We start from the raw sequence: 1,576 nt of genomic DNA, 5'->3' as shown, positions 1-1,576 counted from the left end.
ACCGTGGGGCGCAGTCCGGTGGTGGGGAGCTTCTGGTCGGTCCGGGTGGCGAGATTATCGCGGCTCCACCACCGGAAACGCTCACAACCTTCTGGCAGGAGCCGTCTCAACTCCGCGCCGTCATGCAGCTCGTCGCCGGCAGCCCGACCAGTTTTCGGTCTGTCGCCAGCCCGGACTTTGCGCGCTCGAATATCCTCGTCCGCACAACCCTTTCCGGCTCACAGGAGATTTCAGCCCTCGCGGAGCGTATTAGCACCTACGCTCAGGAGCATTTCCCGCCCGACCTCAAGGTGCGTCCCACCGGCAATCTGATTCTCCTGACCGAGACCACCGGTGATATTATTACCGGCCAGATTCGCAGTCTGTCCCTGGCCGTCAGCGTCATCTTCGTCATTATGTCGGCCATGTTTCTATCCGCCCGGATCGGGCTGATCGCCATGATCCCGAACATCTTTCCGATTGTCATTTTTTTCGGACTGATGGGGCTCTCCGGCGCGGTTCTCAACCTGGGGACCAGCATCATCGCTTCAATCGCGCTGGGCATAGCGGTGGATAATACGGTGCACCTGATGACCCGGCTGAGCGCCGAGGTGCACGCGACACCAGACCAGGAAACCGCCCTGCTCCACACCCTCGGGACAGTGGGCAAGCCGAGCCTGTATGCCTCTGTCATCTTATTTCTCGGCTTTCTGGTGTTGTATTTTTCGACTTTTGTCCCGATCCAGGAATTTGGTATGCTCTCGGCGGCAACCATGGTTGTCGCCTTTGGGGCGGATGTGATCTTGCTGCCGGCCTTGCTCGCCACCACCAAGATCATCACCCTGTGGGAAGTCTTATACCTGAAACTCGGACGTGATCCGCAGAAGACGATTCCCCTCTTTGCCGGGCTGCGTCCCGTGCAAGCCAAGATTGTCACGCTGATGGGCGAATTTCGGACCTTTGACAAAGGTGACTTCATCGTCAGACAGGGAGAGATGGGTCGGGAGATGTTCGTCCTGATCAGTGGCAGGGCAGACGCCCGGCTCAATATTGACGGCACGTCAAGGCTGCTGCGGACTATGGGACGCGGCGATGTGATTGGCGAGATGGCCCTCATTCGTCAGAATCAGCGGACTGCGGACGTCATTGCCGTGGACGACGCTGAGGCGATCGTGGTGGACGAGCGCTTCTTGCATCGCATGCAAAAACGTTACCCGCGTATTGGTGCCCGGATATTCCTAAATATCGCCAAGATTGTGAGTGATCGTTTGGACGATGCGTCTCGACGCGGGATGGCAGAAGTCGGCGGCCCCTCTTTGGAAGAGCGGCTCGAAAGCTGACGAGAGACGCAACCGGGAAACAGCTCTATGCTGCGTCATCTGCACGTGAAAAATCTCGCCCTGATCGACGATCTGGAACTGTCGTTCGAGTCCGGCCTGAATGTAATTACCGGAGAGACAGGCGCGGGCAAAAGTCTGCTCATGCAGGCTATCGGCCTGGCCTTGGGCGGTCGAGCGCTCGCCGACCTGATTCGACGGGATACCACAGAAGCCGTTGTCGAGGCGGTCTTCGGCCTCGACGAGGCGCGCCTCGCTCC

2 protein-coding genes are annotated in these 1,576 nt (G+C 59.0%); both read left to right on the top strand.

Annotation, left to right across the window (positions count from 1 at the left end; genetic code table 11):
* Positions 1 to 1,319 (top strand): cyclic nucleotide-binding domain-containing protein (locus OXG98_06985; GenBank protein ID MCY3771748.1); only part of this gene is annotated, 1,319 nt, incomplete at its 5' end.
* Between the two features lie 27 nt (positions 1,320 to 1,346).
* Positions 1,347 to 1,576 (top strand): AAA family ATPase (locus OXG98_06980; GenBank protein MCY3771747.1); only part of this gene is annotated, 230 nt, incomplete at its 3' end.

This window comes from Gemmatimonadota bacterium (assembly GCA_026706345.1).
Lineage (GTDB): Bacteria > JAAXHH01 > JAAXHH01 > JAAXHH01 > JAAXHH01 > JAAXHH01.
Note: the sequence above shows the minus strand (reverse complement) of the source record. Positions and strands in the feature narration are given on the sequence as shown.